This is a genomic window from Ureaplasma diversum (genome assembly GCF_000941095.1).
GTDB classification, from domain to species: domain Bacteria; phylum Bacillota_I; class Bacilli_A; order Mycoplasmatales; family Mycoplasmoidaceae; genus Ureaplasma; species Ureaplasma diversum.
Genome location: NZ_CP009770.1, coordinates 654,195 through 675,210, shown reverse-complemented (window position 1 = coordinate 675,210; position 21,016 = coordinate 654,195). Strand labels below are relative to the sequence as shown.

Sequence of the window (21,016 nt, the reverse complement as noted above, 5' to 3'; positions counted from 1 at the left end):
AAATGATTGCTAATAAATAATATAAATAAATGAACTAATAATTAGTTTTAAATTACTAAGTTAACAATTTTATTAATAACAACAACTTGTTTTTTAATTGGTTGGTTGTTAATAATGTTTTTAATTACTTCATCTTCTAATACAAGCTTTAGTAATTGTTCTTGATCTAAGTCTCTTTGTACATTAATTGTATGTTTTAGTTTACCATTAATTTGGATTGGGATAGTAACTGTATCTAGTTGAAGTTTAGATTCATCATAAGATGGGAAAGTAGCTAAACAAACTGATGTATTATGGTTAATACTATATAATTCTTCAGCTAAATGGGGACTAAAACAAGATAATAAAATTAAGAAGTTATCTAATAGTTCATAGTTAACTACTTTATGTTTATACATAACATTAATAAATACCATCATTTCAGAAATAGCAATATTTAAAGCATATTCCTTCATTGCTTTTTTGTAGTTATGAATTAGTTTATGGTATGCATATATAATTTCTTGATCTAATTGATCAACATTATCAACTACTTTTAGATCATTTAAGTTCATATATAATCGATGAACTCGATCTAATCATTTACGCATTCCATCAATCCCATCATTATTTCATGGTAATGTAGCTGTAATTGGTCCCATAAAGACCATATATAAACGTAAAGCATCTGCTCCATGGCTTTGTACTAAATCATCAGGATTAATCACATTTCCTTTTGATTTAGACATCTTTTCATTATTTGCAGCTAAAATCATTCCCTGATTAATTACTTTAAAGAATGGTTCTTTATTAGGAACAGCTTTAATATCATATAAGAATTGATATCAGAAGCGAGAATATAATAAGTGTAAAACAGCGTGTTCTTGTCCACCAATATATAAATCAACTGGCATTCATCGACTAAATCGATCATAAGCTTCAGCTGAATTAAGGGGTGTGTATGTTCCATCTCTGTTTTTTAAAATATAAGCTAGAAAATATCAAGATGAACCAGCTCATTGGGGCATTGTATTAGTTTCACGACGATATTTCTTATTATCAATCATTACATATAATCACTCAGTTGCATTTGCAAGAGGTGATTCCCCAGTTCCTGATGGTTTAAAATCATCTAGATCTGGTAGTTGTACTGGTAAATCTTCTATGATTGCAATTTCATTTTGTTCATTAAATAATACTGGGAATGGTTCACCTCAGTATCGTTGACGACTAAAGATTCAGTTTCTTAGTTTATAGTTTTGAGTTACTTTTCCTAAGTTATTTTCAACTATATAAGCACTTAATTTAGCAATACTATCAGCTATATTTAAACCATTAATTAATTCTGAATTAATGTGTTTACCATCATTTAAATAAGGTAAAGGTTGATTGGTTTGTATAATACTTTTAATAGCTAAATTATATTTGCTTGCAAAAGCAAAATCACGCTCATCATGTGCAGGTGCTCCCATTACTATTCCTGTTGCAAAAGACATTAGTACATAATCACTAATTCATACAGGAATTAATTCTTTAGTAAATGGGTTAATCACATAACTTCCAGAGAAAACTCCAGTTTTATCAACTTTAGCGATTCGATCTAAATCACTACTTAGTTTAGCTTTAGAAACATATTGTTCAACAGCTTCTTTATATTCTTGTTTAGTTAAAGAAGCTACTAATGGGTGCTCAGGACTTATAACTAAATATGAAACTGCATAAATCGTATCAATTCTAGTTGTAAAAACAGTTAAGTTAAGATCTTGATCAGCTACTTTAAAATCTAAATTAACTCCTTCAGATTTACCAATTCAATTAGTTTGTAATAATTTAATTGATTCAGGAAAATCAATATCATTTAATCCTTCTAATAATTTATCAGCATAATCAACAATCTTAAGGACTCATTGTTTCATTGGTTTTTTAACAACTGGGTGTGAACCTCGTTCACTAACTCGATTCCCATTTGCATCAACTAACACTTCTTCATTACTTAAAACTGTCCCTAATTTTTCACACCAGTTAACATCAATTTCTTGAATCTCAGCTAAATTGTGTTTATATAGTTGTACAAAGATTCATTGTGTTCATTTATAAAAATCAGGACTTGTTGTATCTACTTCTTTTTTATAATCATAATCAAACCCAACACTTTGTAGTTGTTTTCTAAAAACTTCAATGTTTTTTTGAGTAAATTCATTAGGATGATTGTTTGTATCTAAAGCATACTGTTCAGCAGGTAAACCAAAAGCATCTCAGCCCATTGGGTGAAGTACATTATATCCATTTAAACGATGATAACGTGAAATTACATCAGTTGGTACATAACCTTTTAAATGACCAACATGGATTCCTTTCCCACTTGGATATGGGAACATATCTAAAATATAGAATTTTGGTTTATTATGATCATCTACAAATGCAAAAGTATCGTTTTCTTTTCAATACTTTTGTCATTTCTTTTCGATTTTATTATGGTTATACATATTCTCATCCTTTAAGTTATTATCTTTGGTTTAAATAGCTCTCTAAGATTACAACTGCACTCATCTTATCTTTTATCTTTTTAATCTTAGCTGCTTTAAGATTACAATCTTTAAGTCGTTGCGTTGCAATCCTTGTACTAAAGCGTTCATCCATATATACAATTTTTAGATCAGTGAAGTGTTCTTTTAATAATGAATAAAAAGCTTCAATATATAGTGTTCGTTCATTTTTAGAACCATCATATACATTTGTAGGATATCCAAGTATGATTGTATCAACTTGATTTTGATATTGATTTAATCAATATTTGATTCTTTCAATTACTAAAATTGTATTTAACTCTTCATAAGTGAAGTTTTCAAGTCCTGATGCAATAATTCCTAATTCATCTGAAATTGCAAAACCACAAGTTTTAGTTCCTAAATCTAAACCAAGTTTACGCATTAAATTTTAAATTCCTTACTAATTGCTAAGAATTGATCAAGAGCATTGTTTGAAGAACAACCCCCTTGTACAAAATATGGTTTTCCCCCACCTTTTGTGTTTTCTACTACATTTAAGTTTTTAGCTCAAGTGTTTAAGTTAATATTGTTATTTTTAGCAAATTGTTCATTAGTTGCTAATAAGTATTGAACCTTAGCATCATCGACAACATTAAAACTAATAAAGACTGTACTTAAGTTTTCATTAATTAATTCGGATAAAGCATTAAAGATAATTTTATTATCTTCATTCTTAAATGTTTGAATCCGGATCTGATCAGTTGATTGATTAAATGCTTTTTTAATTGCTAATAAGCTATTTTTAGCTTCTTGTTTATCTTGTTCTAATTTTAGTTTTAATAATTCTTCTTTAAGATTATTAAACTGATCAGTTAATTGATCTAATTGATCAATATTGATTTCATCTTGATTAATAAATTGATTATATTGATCTAAAACAGAACTATTAGTTAGATCAATTAACTGACTTAATTTAGTTAGTTCATGTTTAAAGTTAGTTTGTTGATCAATAGCATACTTATTAAGGTTTTCATTTCTTGTGATCATTGTGATCCGTCAAGATCCTGATCCTTTTGAACTAAAATCAATTATTTTAACTCGTTCTATATCTTCTGTATTATGAACATGTGTTCCCCCACACAACTCTAAAGTTGGTCCAATGCTCATAACACGCAACTTACCTTTAATTTCTTTATATTTTTCACCAAAAAAAGCCATTGCTCCCATTTCTTTAGCTTCTTTTAAGCTTAAGTGCAATTCTTTAGCTTCATGGTGTTCAGCTACAATTTGATTCATTGCGTTTTCAACTTCAATGATCTTCTCTTTAGTTAGGGGTTCATGGTGTGTAAAATCAAACGTAACCTTATAAGGGTATTTAGCAGCCCCTTCTTGTTTAATATCTTGACTAATTACTTTTCTTAAACAATATTGTAATAAGTGTTCAGCTGAATGGTTAGCTGTAATATTGATTCGATCTTGTTTATTAATTTCTAAACGAACAATTTGATCTAAAGCTAATTTAGCTTCAATAGTATGGTGAACATGTTGAAGATTAGGTGCTTTAATTACATCATCAACAAAATATTTTTCATTATCAGCAATGATATAACCTGTATCATTGACCTGTCCCCCAGATGTTGCATAAAAACAGGTTTGATCAAAGACAACATATCCATCTTCATATTCAAGTTGATCAACTTCATTAAAGTTTTGATCATATAACTTAATTACTTTAGCTTGATCAATACTAAAAGTGTGATAGTAGAATTTAGATTCTAAATCAAGTTTAAGTAAACTTTCATTTTGTTGTTCAAGAGCAGTAATTGATGTGTTTTTGTTTTTTGAAATCAATTGGTGTTGTTTAAACATTTCTTCAAATGCTTCTAGATCAATTTCAATATTTTTAGCTTTAGCTAATTCTTTAATTAATTCAATTGGAAATCCATAAGTATCAACTAATTTAAAAGTAATGTTTTTATCTAAACTATTATTTTTAGTATTAGCTTCAAAAACACTTAATCCTTGTTTAAGTGTTTTCTCAAATAAATTAATTTCCTTATTTAAGATTAGTTTAACTTTATCAATGATTTTTGTTCTTAAATAAGAATAAAAATCACCCATTGATAAAACAACCCCATCGATTGCCGCATTAACTCAAGCTGGATCATTAATTTCTAGTTTTTTAGCTAAAACAGCAGCTCTTCTTATTAATCTTCTTAAGATATAGCCCCGTTCTTTATTACTAGGTACAGCTCCATCTGCAATAGCAAACACTGCAGCTCTAAAGTGATCTGCTATTACTTTATATGCAAAGTTAATTTCACTTTGTTTTTGATCTTTATTAAAGTAGTTATTAATATCGTATTTAAAAGTAGAGAATTGTTCAGTTGCATGAATAATTGTTTGGAAATTATCAGCATCAAAGTTAGTAGGAACATCTTGCGAAATAGAAGCTATTCTTTCAAGTCCTGCTCCTGTATCAATGTTTTTACGCTTAAGTTCAGTGTAATTACCTTTACCATCATTATTAAATTGAGAAAAAACAATGTTTCAGATTTCAACAAACCGATCGTTTTCAATATCTTCTAAAATTAGTTTTTCACCAATCTTTAAAGGATCGTATTTTTCACCCCGATCATAGTGAATCTCTGTACAAGGTCCACAAGGTCCTGAACCAATATCTCAGAAGTTACGATCTCTTCCACATCTTAGAATTCGTTCATCTTTAATGTTATATTTTTTTCAATAACTAATTGTTTCTTCATCATCTTCATAAACAGTGAATCATAATTTATTAATATCAATTTCTAATTCTTTAACTAAAAACTCATAAGCTAGATCAACTGCTTTTTCTTTGAAATAATCACCAATTGAAAAATTACCTAACATTTCAAATAATGTATGGTGTCGACTTGTTTGACCAACATTAAAGATATCATTAGTTCTTATTGCTTTTTGTGAGTTAACTAATCGGTTAGCTGGGGGGTTTTCTTTTCCTGAGAAATAGTCTTTAAGAGTAGCTACACCTGAGTTAATTCACAAAATCGATGGGTCATTTTCAGGAATCAATGAAGCTGGTTCAATAAACATATGATCATGTTTTTTAAAGAACTCAATTCATTTATTACGAATCTGACTTGTGCTAAGTTTTAACATAGATTCTCCTTTTATTCAATAACTTTAATAATGATTGGTAAAACTGTTTTTGGTTTTTGGTTATAAACTAAATTATTATAAAATCGTTCACATACTGATTCATTGATTGGTTCAGAAGCATAAAGTGTTGCTATATGATCTCCAGCTTTTAGATAATCATTTGTTTTTTTATGTAAATAAATTCCTGCATGATAGTCTAGTTGATCTGTTTTTGTTTTTCTACCTGCTTTTAGATCAACATTGATCATTCCTAATTCTTTAGTTGAAACAAAATCTAAATATCCTTCTTCTTTAGCATATAAATCAACTTTATATGCTGGATTGAAATAAGTATCATTAAGTAATGAATCAACATCCCCATTCATTCATCGTACTCATTCTACAAACTTATCAAACCCTTTTTTAGATGCTATTACTTCATCTATTAAAGCTTGTGCTTCTTGTTGATTATTAGCTTTTTTAGTAGCTAATAAAATATCAATTAAGAAAGTGTTAATTAAATTGTATAAATCATCAGATACTTTTTTACCTAATAAGTAATCAACACTTTCTTTAACTTCAATAGCATTACCAATTGCTTGCCCTAGTGGTTGATCCATGTTTGTTAAATGGATTATTGTTTTTCGATTAAATTGTTTAGATAATTGAATCATTTTATTAGCTAATTGTTCACCTTGTTGTACAGTTTTACAAAAAGCTCCATCCCCAACTTTAATATCTAAGAAGATATAATCTGTGATTAATGCTAATTTCTTAGACATAATGCTTCCAGCAATTAAATCAAAAACATCAGAAGTTCCTGTTACATCACGTAAAGCATAAATCTCTTTATCAGCTACTACCATACTATCACTTTGCCCAGTTAACAGTAAATGTGTTTGCTCTAGTTGTTGTTTGTAAGTATTTAAATCAAAGTCTAAGTTTAATTTAAGGGATTCTAATTTATCAATCGTTCCCCCAGTATGACCAAGTCCTCGTCCACTCATCTTACCAACACATAATCCAAGTGCTGCTAGTAATGGTGTCATAATGATTGATACCTTATCACCAACACCCCCTGAAGAGTGCTTATCAACTACAATTTCATTTTCTAATCTTAAATCAATTGTTGTTCCTGATTCAATCATTGCTTTAGTAGCAAAGTATTGTTCTTGATCATTATATCCATTAAAGTTAACAGCCATTAAAAAAGCTGCCATTTGGTAGTCTTTAATTTCTTTATTTACAAATCCTTCATAAACATATTTAATTTCTTGTTCACTTAAAGGTTGGTTATTTTTCTTTTTAGTAATAATTTCAATAATATTTAACACAATAGCTAATTTCCTTATTGCATACGTATCTAATATTTTAACAAAGTTAAGATTAAATGCCAAAACTAAAACTATAAACAACGGTTATATTTTTGATTTCTTATGATTAAAACTAAGTCTATGGATTTGTGTAATCCCATATTGTTCTATTGCATTAAAATGGTTTTTGGTTCCATATCCAACATTCTTAGCAAATCCATAAGATGGATATAGTTGATCATATTCAACCATTAATTGATCTCTAAAATCTTTTGCTACAATACTAGCTGCTGCAATACTAAAACTAGTTTGATCACCCTTGATAATTTCTTTTTGATTAAGATCTAAATCAACTTGTAGTGCATCAATTAATAATAAATCGATATTAACTGTCTCTAAAACTTGTTCAACTGCTTTTAGCATTGCTAATTTTGTTGCATTCAGGATATTGATTTGATCAATTGTTTGTGAATCAACAACTCCAATTCCATAAGCAACACAGTTTTGTTTAATTAAATTTGCTAAACTACGATAATGTTTTTTAGCTACTTTTTTAGAATCATTAACTAAAGGATCATAAAATCCTTTTTTAAGGATTAAACAACAAGCAACAACAGGACCTGCTAAAGCTCCTCTTCCTACTTCATCAACCCCAGCAATATATCTAATTTGATCATTATAAAGAGCTTGATCATACTCATAAAGTGAGATGTTATTTTGCTTAGGTTTTGTTAATTTAGTTTTTGTTTTGTTGCTTTTGTTCATAGTTTTTAGGTTTTATATTTCTTTTTAATGTTAAAATTGTATTATTAATTTATAAATAAAAATAAATTGATTTAAATCAACAAACATTTAGAATTAGTATCAATTTTAGTAGGAGATAGAAAATGGCATTTGACAGAAAACATGATCCCCAAGTAAAAGAATTATTAGAATTAAGAAAAGTTGCTAATCAAGTTAATTTACTAAAACAACGTCTTAATGATATCGAACACAAGCAATGATGTGACTATCATGCTGCATTATATGATGCTAATACTAATGACAATGTCAAGGAATACAACTACATCGAACAAGAAATCTTAAAACCAAATGTAGTTTTAGATTTAGAAGTTAATACTTCAGACAAACCACAAGTAATTGAAAAGATTGTAGAAGTTGAGAAGATAGTAGAAGTAGAAAAACCTGTCTATGTTGAAAAAGTAGTAGAGGTTGAAAAACGTGTAGAAGTTGAGAAACCTGTCTATGTTGAAAAAGTAGTAGAGGTTGAAAAACGTGTTGAAGTAGAGAAACCAGTTTATCAAGAAAAGATTGTTGAAGTTGAAAAACAACAAGATCCAATTATTGTTGTTCAAGAACCACCAGCTCCAGTTAGAAAGAAATCTGAAGGTAAATATGTTCGTTATCGTAAACTTCGTAATGAAGGAATGAGTGAAGCTGGTTGAAAAATGTTTAACCTTGTAAAACAAACACAAGCAAACAAGGATGAAGCTGAAAAGAAGTTCGAGCAAATGCAAGCTGAACGTGAACGAATTCGAGAACAAAAACGTCTTGAAAAAGAACTTAAAGCTAAGAAATAAAATTGAACCTAATATTAAAAGCAAAACATTAAACTGTGTTTTGCTTTTAGTTTTAAATTTAAGAAGAGTAGGTATTTATGCAAATTAAAATCAAAGATATTTATAGTCAATGTTCATCACTTTATGAACAAGAATTAACTATTAAAGCATGAGTTAAATCAAATCGTGATTCTAAAAAACTAGGTTTTTTAGTACTTAATGATGGAAGTTGTTTTAATAATTTACAAGTTGTTTATAAGCAGGATTTAATTAGTAATTATAATGAAGTAGCAAGTGCACGTATGTGAACAGCACTTGAAGTTAAAGGTATTTTAAAAAGTACACCAAATGCTAAACAAGCATTTGAATTAGTAGCTAATCAAATTACTATTCTTAAAGCAAGTGATGAAGACTTCTTAATTGCTAATAATGACTTAAGTCTTGAAGTATTAAGAACTAATGCTCACTTAAGAGTTCGAACTAATTTATTTCACAGTATTATGAAAGTTCGTTCAACTTTAGCTCAAGCCATTCATGAATATATGATGAACCATGATTTCTTATGAGTAGCAGCTCCGCTTTTTACAGGGAATGATGCTGAAGGGGCTGGAGAAACATTTAGTTTAGAAAAAATTGATAATGAACACTTCTTCTCTAAACCAACCCATTTAACCGTAACTGGACAACTACAAGCTGAAGCATATGCTCAAGCTTTTGGTAATGTTTATACTTTTGGTCCAACTTTTAGAGCTGAAAAAAGTCATACAAATCGTCATTTAGCAGAATTCTGAATGATGGAACCAGAAATGGCATTTACAAACCTATCACAAATGCAAGATCACATTGAAGATATGCTTAAATATGTAATCAATAAAACTTTAACTATTAATAAAGTTGAACTTGATTTCTTAGCTTCTAAATATGATGCTAATTTAATCCAAAAACTAGAAAGTGTAGTTAATTCTGATTTTAAACGAGTTGAATACAGACAAGCGATCTCTATTTTAGAAGAAGCTGTAAAAAATGGCTATGAATTTGAAAACAATACAATTGCTTTTGGAATGGATTTAGCAAGTGAACATGAACGATATTTATGTGAAAACCATTACAAAAGCCCTGTGTTCTTACAAAACTACCCTAAAGACATTAAAGCTTTTTATATGAAACTTAATGATGATCAACAAACAGTTGCTTCAACTGATTTATTAGTTCCAGGTATTGGTGAATTAGTTGGTGGTTCACAACGTGAAGCTTGTTATGATAAATTATTAAACCGAATCAATGAATTACATTTACCATTAAGTAATCTACAATGATATTTAGACTTACGTCGTTATGGTTATTATATGTCTTCAGGTTATGGACTTGGATTTGAACGTTTAGTAATGTATGTAACAGGGGTTAATAACATTAAAGATACAATTCCATTCCCAAGAAGCCATGGGCAAATCGAATTCTAATTATTATGTCTTTATCAATTCAAACTAATGAAAACAAAACAATTAAAAAACTAATTGATCCAAAGATCCAAAAGAAATGAAAACATGTTCCTAACATCATTACATCATTTCGCATCATTTTAGCTTTTTTAGTAGTTATTTTACTTTTAGTTAATTTATATGTTGCAATCCCTGGCAACTTTCCAGGATATGCTTATTTTTTTAGTGTTAAAAATAACCAAAATATTTTCATTAACCAAATGCATATAGGGATTACACATTTTCGAATGTGAGCTGGTATTTTATTCATAGTTGCTGCATTCTCAGACTTTTTAGATGGTTATATTGCACGAAAATATCAAGTTGTTTCAGCTTTTGGTAAAATCTTTGATCCAATAGCAGATAAATTATTAGTAAATGGGGTATTAGTTTGTTTAGCTGTTGATCAAACTACTTTTGTTTACTTAGTAGTTTTAAATATTTTTAGAGATATTTTTGTTGATGGATTAAGAATGTATGCAAGTGCTCATAAACAAATTATTCCAGCTAATTGATTAGGTAAAATCAAAACCGTAATTTTGTTTGCAAGTATCATCTCTTTACTTTTTTGTTATGATCCATTACATACATCAAACATTAGAATTGGATATACTTATGGAATTAATGCTAGTTTATATTTAGCTACATTAATTAGTTTAATATCTGGAATTATCTACTTTAGTTTATATTACAAACAATATCTAAAAAGAAAAAAGAATCAAGAAGATGAAAAAACAACTAAGTATTAATCAAACCCAAAAAGCGATTGTTGCTATTAAAAACCATTTCCAAGCTAACTTAGCTCATGAACTTAATTTATATCGAGTTAGTGCTCCTTTGTTTGTTGATCAACAACTAGGAATTAATGATCAATTAGATCATAAACAAGCACCTGTTAGTTTTTATGTCCCTAAACTAAATAAAACACTTGAAATTGTCCAATCATTAGCTAAATGAAAACGTTTAGCTTTAGTTAAGTATGAGTTTGAAACTTATGAAGGGCTTTATACTGATATGAATGCCATTCGTGCACATGATGATGTTGATAGTAAGCATTCAATCTATGTAGACCAATGGGATTGAGAACTATTAATTAATGATACAGATCGTAATCTAGCTTTTTTGTTTTCAATTGTTAAAAAGATCTACCAAGCTCTTAAATCAACCTATTTAGCTATTAAGTTACAATTTAATCTAGATTATGATCTATTAAATGAAGATATTGTGTTTATAAGTTCACAAGAACTAGAAGATCTATATCCACATCTAGATCCAGATCAAAGAGAATATGAATTTGCTAAAATCCATAAAGCAATTTTTATATATCAAGTTGGATATCCACTTAAATCAAATTTAATCCAATCAAGCAGATCACCAGAATATGATGATTGATTATTAAATGGAGATCTTGTCGTATATCATCCAATTAATGATTTTGCTCTTGAACTCTCATCAATGGGAATTAGAGTTAATAAAGAAAGTTTTATTAAGCAAACTAAGTTTGCTAACATTGATCCTAATACCCATTCTGATTTATATTATGATTTAATGTTAAATAATCAACTACCATCAACTATTGGGGGAGGAATTGGTCAGAGTCGTTTATGTATGTTCTTGTTACAATGTGAACACATTGGTCAAGTCCAAGTATCTGTTTGAGATGATGATACAATTAATCAATCTAAGAAGCAGAAGATCTATTTATTATAATTCAATAGAAGGAGATAAAATATGAACCAAATCAAAACATTAATTAATGGACAATTCATTAATACTAAAAATAGTTTAGAAGTGTACAACCCAGCTAACAATGAACTATTAGCACTAGTTCCTAATATTGATGATGAAGCACAAATCAATGATATTTTTAAACAAGCACATAATGCTTATTTAAAATATAAAGATAGTTCAATAGAAGATAGAGTTGCTTTATTAGAAAAGTTTGCTAGCTTAATTGAATCTAATAAAGAAGAGTTAGCAACAATTATTATGAATGAAGTTGCTAAGGGATATAAAGATAGTTTAGTAGAAGTTGAACGAAGTGTTGAATATATGCGTGCAACTAATGTTGAATACTTAAAACTAATTAAAAATCCAACTGTGTTTGATCAATCAATTCATGGAGTTAAAAATAAAGTAGCAACTTATTATCGTTTACCAGTTGGTGTAGTTTTAGCTATTTCTCCTTTTAATTATCCAATTAACTTATTAATTTCAAAACTTGCTCCTGCTCTTGTAGCTGGAAATAGTGTTGTTTATAAACCATCAACACAAGGAGCAATGATTGGTATTAAATTAGCTGAACTAGCACATCAAGCTGGATATGCACCTGGAGTAATTAACTGTTTAACAACAGATGCTCGTAAATATGGTGATTTATTAGTAACTAATCAATATGTGAAAGCATTAAGTTTTACAGGTGGACCTAAAGTCGGAAATAGAATGGCTCAGATCACATCTAAAATCTCTTTAGTGCTTGAATTAGGGGGAAAAGATCCTGCACTTGTATTAGATGATGCTGATCTAGAATTAGCAGCTAATGAAATTGTTAAAGGGGCATTTAGTTATAGTGGTCAACGTTGTACAGCCATTAAACGAGTTTTTGTATCATCTAAAAACCATGATCAACTATTAAGTTTAATTAATCAAAAAGTAAATCAACTAACTGTTGGTTTACCAAAAGATAATCCAACTATTGTGCCTTTAATTAATAACAATACTGTTAAATATAATATTGATTTATTAGAAGATGCTAAAAATAAAGGGGCAGTTTGATGTCAAGAACTAAAAGTAGATCATAGCCATAATCTACTTTATCCAATGGTTGTTGATCAAGTAAATGAACAAATGCGTATTGCTTGAGAAGAACCATTTGGTCCAATTCTTCCAATTATTGTATATGATCATTTAGATCAAGCATTAGAATTAATTAATCGATCTGAATATGGACTTCAAGCTAGTGTTTTCACATCTAATTTAGATAATATTGAACAATTAGCATTACAAATTGAATCTGGTACAATTAATATCAACCGTTCAAGTTCAAGAGGTCCTGATATTCTTCCTTTCTTTGGAGTTAAAGACTCAGGTTTTGGAATCCAAGGAATAGTTGATGCTATCTTATCAATGACAACAATAAAGGGTGTTGTAATTAATAAATAGGAGTTAATATGCTTAAAAAAAATCAAATTAAAAAAATGTTATTAATTACATCAACTAGTTTAGTTTCGCTTGGAATCGTAGTTAGTGCAGTTGCTTGTTCACAACGTTCAATTGATCCAGTTACATATCAACTCTATAAAACTAAAGATCAACAACTAGTTGAAATTGTTTTTAAATCAGATCAAAAGATTTCTGAAAAAGAATTAGCAAACACTAGTTTTGATTTTCAACAAACAAGTCCACAACTAAAAACAAGAGCTAGTTTTAAACCAACTAAAGTGGTTTTAGATTCAGCTAATAATCAGATCAAAATTACTTTTGATCTAAAACTAGCTTTTGAACCAAACCAAGCCTTTTTAGTAGTTCCTTCTAAGTATTTTAAAAGTTTTCAATTACTAATTACTGAACTACAAATTAAAGCAGCTAAAACAATCTAAAATCAGTAAAATAACTAATTTTATTAATTAATTTAATCATTCTATAATAGGTTTTTAATTATCATATTGTTAAATGTTTTAATTATTAAAACCTATTTTTAAAAATCAATTTAAAAGCTATTAAATTTATTGACAATATAAAAATCTTTGCTAAAATATTACACCTAATTAATAATATTTAGATCATTTATTAATATATAAAATGAAATATTTTAGTATGTAATACTAAATATAATTCAACGAAAGGATCTTTATGAAACTAGTACATAAACTTGCAATCGGAATTGCAGTCAGTTCAGCAATTGCAGCTACAGCAATTGCTTTAGGTATCACATTTGGTGGTAATGGGTTAGATATTAAAGATTCTGTTCGTGGAGTCATTTATAAAACTGAACAAGTTGAAAAAATCGAAGATAATAAGCAATCTCCAAAACCAGATAATACTGAAAAAGAAGATCAAAAAGTTCCTGAAATCAAAGCTCCTGAAGTGATTCAAGATCCAAAAGAACAACCTAAACCAGAAAAACCAAAAGAAGAAATAAAAGAATCAGAACCAGATCCTGCTCCTGAACCAGTGCCTCAACCAGCTCCTGAGCCAGCCCCTGCTCCCGCCCCTGAGCCTGAGCCACAAAAAGATGAAACTTTAAAACCAAATGCACCAGAAGATCCAGTTGAACCGCTAAAACTACCACCAGTTGAAGAGAAAGAGTCTGAAGCAATTACAGATCTTGGTGGTATAAAAGTAAGGTATAAACAACAGCAGCAACCAAATAGAGAAATTTATAAATCTTGAGAAAAAGCAGGAATTGCAAACCCTAACGGAGCAGATTGATATAAAGCTGTTATAGTTCCAGAAGTTTTAGGCTTAGAATTCACTGAAGCTGTTAGAAAAGCAAGTGTTGACAATGTTAAAAAAGGGTTAAGTACTTATCATTTTCCACAAAGTTTAAAAAATAGTGTTAAACAATTGAAGGATGAAGAATTGCAGGCTTTTGCTAACAATAACCCTGATCACTGAAAACAAGTTTTTGAACGATGAAAACCATTATTTGATAACGGTGATAAAGTTTTAGATTTTTTAACTGATGAAGGTAAACAAAAATATCCTGAAATTAAAAAATTATCTGGAGCGCCAAAATATTTAAGACTTCTTCAATATCTTGATATGAGTAAATTCACTGAACTAACTGCTGAAGCTGAAAAAAATATTAAGGAAGGATTTATTATTGACCCTAGAAACTTATATGTTGATGAAAATGGTCGTCTATCATCAAATACATATAGTCCATTACCAGGGCATAATAAAGTAACATCTCGTCTTGAACGTGATAACGAACAATATCGAACATTTGGACATAAAACTCCTTTTAATCGTCCACCAAGTTCTGTTGGAACTGGTGATTATTATGGTTGAAAAAAATCTTACGTTACTACCCAATATAGTAAATATGGTGCAGATGAAAGACATGGTGTTTCATTTTTAAAATATGAACGTGAACAAAAATCAGACAAATACAGAAATGAAGGTATTGTATTAGAAATTAATTTTGCTAACAAAGAAGGATATCAAAAATCTGTTAAACTTCTACAAGAACTAAAAAGAGATAAAGTTGAAATCACTGGTTATCGTTTTAAAAATATGGGTTCGTCAGATTCAAACCAACGTTTTAAACAAATATTAAGTGAGCTACCTGATAAGATACAAATGTTAGAACTATTCTTTGAAACGACGAATACTTCTGCACTTCTTGCACTTGAAAATAAAAAAATCTCTGAACTTTCATTATATACTTCAATAAATCCATTACTTGAAGATTGATCATTTAACCCATATGCTGTTCGTAATACCACATGAATCAACACTAATGATTACAATGTTTCAAAAGACTTTGCTACTGGTGTTAAGAAATATAGTCGAATTGTCTTTGACTCAATTGCTTTTGATCAAAGCGACATTTTAAAAGATAGAACTGAATGGGAAGATAAAATGGAGAGAATCAACTGAGGATTACAAATGGTTTATACTGTAAGAAATAATGAACCATTCTTCCAAGGTGCAATGGGACAAGGTAATCGACCCGATCACAACGAAAAAGGAAATAGCTACCCAATCGGTCTTGATTTAAGTCGTACAAAACTTACTTCTCTTCGTGGTCTATTGTTTGAAGATGTTAAAAAGAAGAATGGTTTACGTAAACTAATACGTTTAAAACTATTCAATGATAAATCTACATTCGCAATTGATGTTGAAGACTTAAATAAAGCTCAATTTAATTATGTTTTAGAAATCCCAGGATCTATGTATCCACCAACTAAAATTACATTCTCAAATGGAAAACAAACTACAAGCATTAGAGTTACATCTAAGAAAGATTTAGAAATTGATTCAAATGGTGTAGAAAATTTAAGAATATTACGTGATTATGGTAAAGAAAGTTTTACAGATAAAACTGCTACTAAAATCTATGTAGATCCAAAATTAAGTAAATTAGCTAAACAGCTCAAAGCGTCTGGTTTTAATGTTATTGAGCAATCTGAAGGCGACGCTTTAGATATCACATAATACTAATAAACAACCTAGTTAATACTAGGTTTTTATTATCCCTTATTCTTTAAAACTACTCTTATTGACTAATCCATAATCAACAAAATAGATTATTTTACTAGCACAAATATCATCAATTATAAAGAATAAAATACCATTTTTAAAACCTTTAATTTAAAGGTATGTATACCAAATTGCAAATTATATTTTTGTTATAATTTTTTCGTTATATATCGGCTAATATAACTACTATATAACATTAATCATCATAGGGCTTTTACTATCACCATAGATACTACTATTTCCTTTTCTCTATCTCCTTGAGTTATTTTATTAAAACTCTTTAGTTTGTCCTTCTAATAGTTTTCTCTTAATTCAATCTATTGGTATTAACTAATCAATAAAAGATAATTAGTTAAATTTAAAAAAATATTAAAAAAGCTTCTACTCTTTTCCTACACCATAAAACAAAAATAAGTATCATAAAGAAACAGTTCCTATGAGTTAATACAACACCGCAAATGCGGTGTTTTTCATTGTTTGTCTAACTAGAAACAAAAAAACTAATAACCAATCAAAAGGCTATTAGTTAAGTGGTTTATGATTGTTTGTTTTCTGGGTTAATTTTAACTGTATAAACTTTATCGTTCATTAGTTTATTTCTAATATCAGTTCTTAGATTACCATCAAAGTTGTTTTTGTAATCTCCAAAACCTTCCATTAGAGCGATCGCATTAGCGTATGTGTTATTAGTACTATCAGCAGAAAATAAGTAATTAATACCTATTAAATTGAAGTGAGAATCAATTGCAACTGAACCTGATGAACCAGGACCTAATAAATCATGTCTTTTATCATATGGAGCATATGTATAAAGGTGTGAATGTTGGACCAGAACGTTTTTTGGCATACCATGTTCGCCATCTATGAATGGTTTTTCATAGTTTTTTCATTTTTCTTTATGAGAGTTTCAATCTTTATTTTCTTGTTCATTATATTTTGTTCATAATGATTGGTAGTTATTTTCATCAACAAACCTGTTCATAGCGTTTACAACACCACCAGTTGATTTGTTATATTTAAAACTGAATGAACGAGATCCTTGATCTCATTTTGGTTGGAAGTATTCGTCCACGTGAACTGGATATCCACCATAAAATTGAGTTTTTATTGGGCTAAATTTCTCATCTTTTCCAACACCAATATGTCAATCTTTTTCCTTGTCAGTTCCGATTACTTCAGCAAGTGCTGGTAAAATGAGTTTGAGTCTATCTTTATGTATTTTAAGTCTTAAAAGTACAAAGTCTGCCCCAGCATTTTTAGTACTTCCATATCTTGTTACAGTATCATATTTATCAAAATATTTTTCACCAACAGTAACATTCTTACCCATAATTCCTGAAACTTCATATCTTGGGGTATAATAAACCCCATCTAAATATTGATTATATGCACTAAAAACTCTAAAGAAATTGCCCCTATCATCAGTTTTAATATCTCGATTTGGCATTGGTAGATTTGTTTCGCCTCTAGTAGCTTCAAAGTGGATAAACTTCTTATTTTCACTTACTTTAATTTCACCGTTACTATAATAAGAAGTTAAAGAATCATAAAAACCAGCATTTCATTTTTTAGCTTTTTCAGAAGTATTATCTGGCTCAAAATAAAGTGATTTATCAAATTGTTTTCTAAAACCAAAAACGTGAATATTAGTTGCTACTAACAATTCGTAATATCCTTCTTTTTCAGCTTCTTTATTAATAACACGATCCATTACTCACATTGTACCGTGTTCATGATCAGCTTTGAGTTTGCTTAAATGTGGAAAGAAATCATTATATTCATAACCAATTCTCCCAATCTTAATCATAAAACTATGATCATAGATATACTTATAAAAATCAGCATCTTTTTTAAGAGTATCTGTATTAGTTGTATTAATTGACAAAAGATATCTACTATTATCAGATGTACTAACTAATAAATCAAAAGTTCCTTCTTTATCATCATAATTAGCTCTTAATGATGATATATCTTTAAGGTTTAATAAAGTTGAAGCTGATTTTAAATCCATATAGAAAAATAGTTGACTTAAATTCGATGGTAAATAACCAAATGGATTTTTAGAAACTATTTCTTTAAAATCAACAGAATGTGTAGTAGCACCAATCTTTTCGTTTTCAGCAAAGTTAGCTAAATACTTTTGTTTCATCATTCCATCATATGAAAGACTATCATTATAAAAAGCTATCTTTTCTTCATCGTTTTTGCCAAAATGACCAAACATACCAATGTCTCTAGTATTTTCTTGGAACTGTTTAATTAAATTTGGATCATATCCTTGACGGAAATTAATTGGTTGATTATTTGAACCATGATATAAGAATTGGTTCATTTTTTCAACAGCTTGTTTGTATGAATTTGTTTGTTGAATAATTTGATGAGTGTTGCTTGATTTTAAAAAATCATAAGTCAGACTATGTTGATCACCACCTGTAGTTATTAGATTAATAATCGGTTGATCAGGTTGAGTATTTTTATCTGGGTTTATTGGTTGATCTTGATTTATTTTAGGTGCTTGATTAGTACTATTATCAGGTTTAGGATTACTTTGAACTAATGGTTTTTTATTAGTTTCATCAGGTTTTTGTTTTTGGTTATTTAATTCATTTTGTTGCTTTGGTGTTACTTCTTTATTTTTAGAACTATCTTTAGATACATTGTTATTATTTGATCCATTTGAAGTTGATGAATCATTTATTTGATTATTTGATCCATCTTTAGTTTTATTTGATGAATCATTACTCTTAAGATCTTCACTTTTCTTTGATCTATCATTTTCAACTTGATTACTACTCTTTTTAAATCCACTAAAAGATTGTTGTTTAAAAATAAAATCAGTAGCATCTTTGATGCTAGTTATTTTAACTTTAACTAATAAAGTATTATCATCAACTTTAGTTAATGATTGAACACTTGCTTTAACTTGTTGTTGATCAAATTCTAATTTAATATCTTTAATAGTAACCTTATTAATTTCTAATTGATTTAAATTAGGAATTCATATTCTAACTTGTTGACTTAATTCATTAATAGTAGGATCATTCTTCTTTTGATTATTAGTACAAGAAGCTATTATTAAGGGTAAAGTAATGAGAGTAGGAAATAGTAATAACTTAATCTTTGTTCTCTTTTTCATAATTAAATAACCATTATGTTCATATACATTAAGAATTAATTATAAAACTAAATAAATTAGATTAATTAAAATTATTAACCTAGATTAGATATATCTATATTATCTAGATAATAATATCAACTTATGTTGGTTTGATGAGATTAGTATAAGGTTAAATAGAAAAATACCCTGTTTACATTGGGTAGTAAAAGGGGTATTTTTTATTTTTATATTGTGGTTAATAAGTTTGTAATAATGGCTTATTATTCAAATTTATATAATGAATTATTATCTGTTTTAGGTGTAAATGTTAACTTCTTACCTTCTAGCTTAGCAAGTCAAGTTTTCTCACCATCAAATATTTCTATAGTATCGATAGTGTATGTTGTTGCATCGTCAAGTCTAAATGATTTGATGACTTCAATTTCATCTTTAGTATCATAATAAACTCCAGGCGTTGTAAATTTAAATGCAAGGTTTGTTTTAGGTTCTGTAGAATTCTTTAATGTAATAGTAGCATTAGGTTTTTTAGCAATTTCTTTAATAAATTGATCATCACCTGTGATGTATACATGTAATTGTTTTACTTTTTGTTTTTGTGGGGTAGTTGTGTTTTCAAACTGTAAACCCTTAACCTTAAACTTGCTATATTGAATTTCTTTGTGCTTTTCTTCAGCTGCTTTTAATGCTTCGTCAACTTTGTTAGCTTCTTCAGGGTCAACTACAGCATCAACTTTGCTATTGTATTCTTGCATTAGTTCTTCAGATAAGTGTTCTAGTTTTTTAATCTTTTCCTTAGCATCATCTCTCTTAACTTTTAGTTGTTCTAATGCTTTTTGTCTAGCTCTTGTTAATACTTCTTCAATTTTAGTGATATCTTTAGGGTCTTTGATAGCATCAACTTCATCTTTGAATTTTTTAATATCATCTGGTAATAAAGAAATTAATTTATCAATCTTAGCTTTAGCATCGTTTTTCTTAGTTTCAAGATCTGCTAAAGCTTTTTTTATTACTGCTTCTTCCTTATCTTTTTGTTCAGCTGCTTTTAATACTTCATCAACTTTAGCTATATCTTTAGGGTCTTTGATAGCGTCAACTTCATCTTTGTATTTTTTAACATCATCAGGTGATAAAGAAGTCAGTTTGCCAATCTTCTCTTTAACTTCAGTCTTCTTATCTTCTAATTCTTTATTTGTGCTATCAGTAGTTGTTCCACCGTTTTGTGAACCATTAGTTTCTCCACTATTCCCTGGGTTAGCATTTGATGTACCACCTGATGAATCTGTAGTTCCACCGTTTTGTGAACCATTACCTTCTGCACCATTGCCTGGTTTGTTAGTTGAATCGCCAGATGAATCTGTAGTTCCACCATTTCCTGAACCTTGGTTGCCAGGGCTTGTTGTGTTACCGTTGCCTGGTTTTGTATTTGTTGAACCACTTCCTGGGTTAGCATTTGATGTACCACCAGATGAATCTGTAGTTCCGCCATTTTGTGAACTTTGGTCTCCTGGGTTTGTATTTGTTGAACCATTTGACCCTTCTGTTGATCCACCATTGTTTGAACCTTTGTCAGTTGGTGTTGATGGAGTATTATTTTCTAAACCTTGTTTAGTACCAGTTGAAGTACTTCCACTTCCACTACCTTGTTTTGAAGATTCAGTTCCACTAGTTTGTGGTTGTTCTACTTTCTTTTCAGTGGGTTTAGCTGGTTTCGCCTTTGTTGGTGCACAAGCTGCAACTA

General features: G+C 28.9%; 13 protein-coding genes and 1 pseudogene. 7 read left to right on the top strand and 7 right to left on the bottom strand.

The annotated features are described in order from the left end of the window. Nucleotides 1-47 precede the first annotated feature (47 nt). From leuS to JM47_RS02625, 5 genes are all read right to left on the bottom strand, one after another. Nucleotides 48-2,465: a leucine--tRNA ligase gene (gene leuS, locus JM47_RS02645; RefSeq protein ID WP_208894861.1), complete on the bottom strand. Its 2,418-nt coding sequence runs from the start codon at nt 2,463-2,465 to the stop codon at nt 48-50. 19 nt (nt 2,466-2,484) lie between these two features. After that, entirely contained in the window at nt 2,485-2,910 is a 426-nt protein-coding gene (gene ruvX, locus JM47_RS02640; protein WP_208894860.1) for a Holliday junction resolvase RuvX, read from the bottom strand. Then, a complete protein-coding gene (gene alaS, locus JM47_RS02635; RefSeq protein WP_208894859.1) occupies nt 2,910-5,624 on the bottom strand; it encodes an alanine--tRNA ligase in 2,715 nt (904 codons plus the stop codon). Before alaS ends, ruvX begins: the two co-directional genes overlap by 1 nt. Before the next feature lie 11 nt (nt 5,625-5,635). Then, nucleotides 5,636-6,937 carry a thymidine phosphorylase gene (locus JM47_RS02630; protein WP_208894858.1) on the bottom strand — a complete coding sequence of 434 codons (1,302 nt, stop codon included), beginning with the start codon at nt 6,935-6,937 and terminating at the stop codon, nt 5,636-5,638. Between the two features lie 84 nt (nt 6,938-7,021). Further along, on the bottom strand, nt 7,022-7,681 hold the full coding sequence (locus tag JM47_RS02625) for a ribonuclease HII (protein ID WP_208894857.1): 660 nt from the start codon (nt 7,679-7,681) through the stop codon (nt 7,022-7,024). Nucleotides 7,682-7,803: 122 nt separating this feature from the next. Here JM47_RS02625 and JM47_RS02620 point away from each other — a divergent pair, with 122 nt between their 5' ends. The 7 genes from JM47_RS02620 to JM47_RS02590 all read left to right on the top strand — a co-directional run bounded on the left by JM47_RS02620 (nt 7,804) and on the right by JM47_RS02590 (nt 16,115). Further along, on the top strand, nt 7,804-8,496 hold the full coding sequence (locus tag JM47_RS02620) for a hypothetical protein (protein ID WP_208894856.1): 693 nt from the start codon (nt 7,804-7,806) through the stop codon (nt 8,494-8,496). Between the two features lie 77 nt (nt 8,497-8,573). Then, nucleotides 8,574-9,935, top strand: a complete 1,362-nt coding sequence (asnS, locus tag JM47_RS02615) for an asparagine--tRNA ligase (RefSeq protein ID WP_208894855.1) — start codon at nt 8,574-8,576, stop codon at nt 9,933-9,935. Nucleotides 9,936-9,940: 5 nt separating this feature from the next. After that, nucleotides 9,941-10,702, top strand: coding sequence for a CDP-diacylglycerol--glycerol-3-phosphate 3-phosphatidyltransferase (pgsA, locus tag JM47_RS02610; RefSeq protein ID WP_208894854.1), 762 nt, complete (start codon nt 9,941-9,943; stop codon nt 10,700-10,702). Further along, nucleotides 10,680-11,663 carry an aspartate--ammonia ligase gene (locus tag JM47_RS02605; protein WP_208894853.1) on the top strand — a complete coding sequence of 328 codons (984 nt, stop codon included), beginning with the start codon at nt 10,680-10,682 and terminating at the stop codon, nt 11,661-11,663. The genes pgsA and JM47_RS02605 overlap by 23 nt, the downstream gene beginning before the upstream one ends. Before the next feature lie 21 nt (nt 11,664-11,684). Continuing rightward, nucleotides 11,685-13,115, top strand: coding sequence for an NADP-dependent glyceraldehyde-3-phosphate dehydrogenase (locus tag JM47_RS02600; RefSeq protein ID WP_208894852.1), 1,431 nt, complete (start codon nt 11,685-11,687; stop codon nt 13,113-13,115). A gap of 8 nt (nt 13,116-13,123) precedes the next feature. After that, entirely contained in the window at nt 13,124-13,552 is a 429-nt protein-coding gene (locus JM47_RS02595; protein WP_208894851.1) for a hypothetical protein, read from the top strand. A gap of 253 nt (nt 13,553-13,805) precedes the next feature. After that, entirely contained in the window at nt 13,806-16,115 is a 2,310-nt protein-coding gene (locus JM47_RS02590; protein WP_208894850.1) for a putative immunoglobulin-blocking virulence protein, read from the top strand. Between the two features lie 580 nt (nt 16,116-16,695). Here JM47_RS02590 and JM47_RS02585 read toward each other — a convergent pair. Further along, nucleotides 16,696-19,296: an MAG2960 family serine endopeptidase lipoprotein gene (locus JM47_RS02585; protein ID WP_208894849.1), complete on the bottom strand. Its 2,601-nt coding sequence runs from the start codon at nt 19,294-19,296 to the stop codon at nt 16,696-16,698. A 242-nt stretch (nt 19,297-19,538) separates the two neighbouring features. Beyond that, a pseudogene (locus JM47_RS02580) lies at nt 19,539-21,016 on the bottom strand (GA module-containing protein); the annotation flags it as partial.